Origin of the sequence: Streptomyces pathocidini, from assembly GCF_001418495.1 — a bacterium.
Classification (GTDB): Bacteria; Actinomycetota; Actinomycetes; order Streptomycetales; family Streptomycetaceae; genus Streptomyces; species Streptomyces pathocidini.
Genome location: NZ_LIQY01000283.1, coordinates 1 through 3,995, shown reverse-complemented (window position 1 = coordinate 3,995; position 3,995 = coordinate 1). Strand labels below are relative to the sequence as shown.

The window sequence follows — 3,995 nt, the reverse complement described above, 5'->3', positions numbered from 1 at the left end:
CCGCCGGGTCGTGCGGGACCGCCGGGTCGTGCGGGACCGCCGGGTCGTCCAGGGCGCCCTCCAGGCCGTCCGCGCTGTCGAGGACGCGGTGGAGGCGGGCGGCCTCCTGGCGCCACTTGCGGTCCACGACCTCCGCCGGATAAGCGGCCCAGTCGATCGGGGCCCAGTCCGGCCCGGGCGCCGCCGGGCCGCCGTGGAAGAGGCGGGCCGCGAGCAGGGACGCCGCCTCGTCGATCGCGCCGGGTTCCTCCAGCAGGTCGCAGGCCGGACGTTCGCCGAGGCGGGTGGTGAAGCCCTCGGCGAGCCGGTCGCGGCGGGAGAGCTCGCTCAGCGCCGAGACCACGCCCGCGTCGAGCCGGGAGGGCCAGCGGCCCATCCGCCAGGCGGGCAGCGCGACGCGGGTCAGCAGCCGGTCCCAGCCCGCGTACGCGAGGCCGACCTGCTCCTGGGCGACGATTCTCAGCCCGTAGTCCACAGCCTGTGCACGGGCCGAGGCCGAGGCCGCGACGCCGCGCTCCATGTCCGCGGCCCGGTCGCGGCAACCGCGCAGCAGCAGCCGCGCCGCCCAGCCCACGAAGGCCAGGGGCGGACGGCGCGCGGACACCGCCACGGCCGCGTCCAGGCCCCGTACGAAGCGGCGGGCCGCCGCTATGTCCGGCTGCGCGGACGGTCCCGTGCCCGCCACGACCGGCGCGAGCACGGCCCGCAGCTCGGCCACGCGCATCCACCACAGGAACGGGGACCCGATGACCAGCACCGGGGCGTGCTGGGCACGGCGCCCGACGCGGCGCTCCGGGGTGCCGGCGGCGGGATGCGTGCGGTCCTCCAGCCAGCTGTCGCAGTCGGGGGTCAGCGCTATGGCCGACGGGGGCGGTACCTCCAGGCGGTCCGCGAGGTCCCGCACCATCCGGTAGAGGTCCGGGGCCTTCTCCTCGCTGATCGGCACGGTGGGGCTGACCGCGGGCCTGGCCCGGACGACCACGGCCGCGACCGTGCCCGCCAGCAGCAGGACGACGGCGGCCACGGCCACCGAGATCCATCGCACCGCGTCCCAACCGGCGCCGCCGATACGGCCGGTGGCGTCGGCGAAGGACAGCACCACGGCCACGGCCGCGGGCAGCAGCGCCACGGCCAGGGCAGTGCTGCGGGTGCGCAGCACCGCGAGGGCGGCGGCACGGGCGAACTGCGCGCCTGGCTCCGCTCCGGACGGCTCGGACACGATCGAAGTCACCCCCTGCTGGCTCACTGGCTCCTGCGCTTGTGCCTGCGTGCTGCGGCCGGCTGGCCCGCACCCCCCACTGTGGCACCGGGCACTGACACCGCAATGCCGGTGGGGCCACTTGCGGGACGCGGGCACCGGACGCGGAACGGAGGCGGGGAGACTCCGCTTGCGCGGAACCATAGTTGGGGGGTGGGCGTACGTCAGCCGTATGCCGGGGCGATCACTCGATGGAATGGCTTTGGGCAAAGCCGGGCCGCTGCGCTCGGCTTGCTGGTCTCTCCCCCGCGAAGCGGTGGCCACCGGAGGCGAGCTGGGCGTCGGGGTCCGGCCCTCGTTGTGGGCCGCGCGTTTCGCCCTGCGGCGGGCGGGCCTGGTGGGCCGTGGTTCGGCCCCCGGTGTGGGCATGCGTTCCGCTAGGGGCGGAACGCATGCCCACACCGGAACGGGGACGGTGCCCGCCCGGCGGAGCCGGAGGGGTCAGGACTCGGCGGCTGCTGTGGCGGCGATGTCGGTGCGGTGGTGGGAGTCGGCGAGACGGATGCGGGAGAGGGCCCGGTAGGCGCGGGTACGGGCCGCGGTGAGGTCCGGCCCCGTGGCCGTGACCGAGAGAACGCGGCCACCGGCGCTCAACACCTCGCCCGATTCACCCAACTTTGTCCCCGCGTGCAGCACATACGCGTGCTCGTCCCGCTCCGCGACGTCCGCCAACCCCTCGATCGGATCGCCCGTCCTCGGCGTACCCGGGTAGTTGTGCGAGGCGATCACGACGGTCACGGCGGCGCCGTCCCGCCACCGCAGCGGCGGGAACGTGGCGAGCGACCCGGTCGCCGCCGCGTGCAGCAGCCCCGAGAGGGGCGTCTTGAGGCGGGCCAGCACGACCTGCGTCTCCGGGTCGCCGAAGCGCGCGTTGAACTCGATGACCCGCACCCCCCGCGAGGTGATCGCGAGCCCCGCGTACAGCAGGCCCGAGAACGGCGTCCCGCGGCGGCGCAGTTCGTCGACCGTCGGCTGGAGAACTGTCTCCCGCACCTCGTCGACCAGCTTCGGGTCGGCCCACGGCAGCGGCGAGTACGCGCCCATGCCGCCGGTGTTCGGGCCTTCGTCGGCGTCGAAGGCGCGCTTGAAGTCCTGGGCGGGCTGGAGCGGCACGACCGTCTCGCCGTCCGTCACCGCGAAGAGCGAGACCTCGGGCCCGTCGAGGAACTCCTCGATCACCACGCGCTCGCACGCAAGGGCGTGCTCGCGGGCCGCCGCCAGGTCGGGGGTCACGACGACGCCCTTGCCCGCGGCGAGCCCGTCGTCCTTGACGACGTACGGCGGCCCGAACGCGTCCAGGGCCTCGTCGATTTCGTCGGGGGTCGTGCAGACGTAGCTGCGGGCGGTGGGCACGTTGGCCGAGGCCATGACGTCCTTGGCGAAGGCCTTGGACCCTTCCAGCCGGGCCGCCTCCGCGGAGGGACCGAACACCGGGATGCCACGCGCGCGTACGGCGTCCGCGACGCCGGCGACCAGCGGCGCCTCGGGGCCGACGACCACGAGGCCGGCGCCCAGTTCGGCCGCGAGCTCGGCAACCGCCGGGCCGTCCAGCGCGTCCACCCGGTGCAGCTCGGCGACCTCGGCGATCCCCGCGTTGCCGGGAGCGCAGTGCAGCGCGGTGACGTCGGGGTCGAGGGAGAGGGAGCGGCACAGGGCGTGTTCGCGGGCGCCGCCGCCGATGACAAGGACCTTCACGGGGCTCAGCGTAATGGCCCGGTGCCCGGAGCACCGCGCCGCCCCCGTCCGGGCCCTGATGGCGGGGTTCCGGGGGGTCCAGCACCACGGGGCACTCTTTCGAGTGAGGACGGCGCGCCCATTACCCGACCTCACACCACTTCCGGGCGGAAATCCCGCGATCTTGCGGTCAAGCCCAGCCTTTCGGAGGTAGGAATGAGGGCCGCACGGCGCATCAGGCGTCACGCGACATCGCGGGAATCGCACAGATCTCAGGGAGCGCACGGGTGAGCCAGCCGGAGATGCAGCCCGAGGGACCCCCTCGCGAGGAGGGCGGGAAGAGCGGTACGGGCCGCGAGCAGCGGGACGGCGACCTGCTCGGCCTGCCCTTCCCGCTCGGCGACTGGGGCGAGCCCGCGGAGCGCCTCGAGGAGCTCTACCTCTGGGTCGAGAGCCGCGCCCTGCGCACCGCCGACTGGTACCTCGCCGACCGGCGCTGGAAGCGGCGCGCGGCCAGGGCGCTGCGCCTGGCCACGGCGGTCGCGGGCTCCGTGGGGATCGCCCTGCCGCTCATGGACCTCACCGGGCTGCTCGGCAACGGCGCCGGGTGGGGCTACCTGGCTCTGCTCGCCGCCGCCGTGTGCACGGGCTGCGACCGGTTCTTCGGGCTGACCTCCGGCTGGATGCGGGACGTGGCGACGGCGCAGGCCGTCCAACGGCGCCTGGAGGCGCTGCAGTTCGACTGGGCTTCGGAGAGCGTGCGGGAGATCCTGGGCCCGACCGAGGGCACCGCGAGCGAGGCCGCCGAGCGCTGCCTGACGGTGCTGCGACGCTTCGCCGAGGACGTCTCCGAGCTCGTACGGTCCGAAACCACGGACTGGATGGTGGAGTTCCGGGCCGGCTCGGCGCCGCTGCTGACCCAGTCGGTGGTGCCGCCGGCCCCGCGGCCCGAGCCCGGCAACGGGCTGCCGGGGGCCCGGTTCTCCGGGCCCCCGGCGGGGGCCCGGCCGAGCATGCCCCGGCAGCGGCCTCCCGAGCCGCCGCGGTGACGGGCACTCGGTGA

General features: G+C 75.3%; 3 protein-coding genes. 1 reads left to right on the top strand and 2 read right to left on the bottom strand.

Features of this window, described 5'->3' with window-relative positions; genetic code table 11:
- A partial coding sequence (locus AOK16_RS15025; protein WP_478072114.1) for a M48 family metalloprotease occupies window positions 1–1,219 on the bottom strand: 1,219 nt, incomplete at its 3' end.
- Between the two features lie 480 nt (window positions 1,220–1,699).
- The gene (gene purD / locus AOK16_RS15020) at window positions 1,700–2,953 is read right to left on the bottom strand and encodes a phosphoribosylamine--glycine ligase (protein WP_055472758.1); all 1,254 of its coding nucleotides are present in this window, start codon (window positions 2,951–2,953) and stop codon (window positions 1,700–1,702) included.
- 266 nt (window positions 2,954–3,219) lie between these two features.
- Here purD and AOK16_RS15015 point away from each other — a divergent pair, with 266 nt between their 5' ends.
- Window positions 3,220–3,981 carry an SLATT domain-containing protein gene (locus AOK16_RS15015; protein WP_055472757.1) on the top strand — a complete coding sequence of 254 codons (762 nt, stop codon included), beginning with the start codon at window positions 3,220–3,222 and terminating at the stop codon, window positions 3,979–3,981.
- Window positions 3,982–3,995 lie beyond the last annotated feature (14 nt).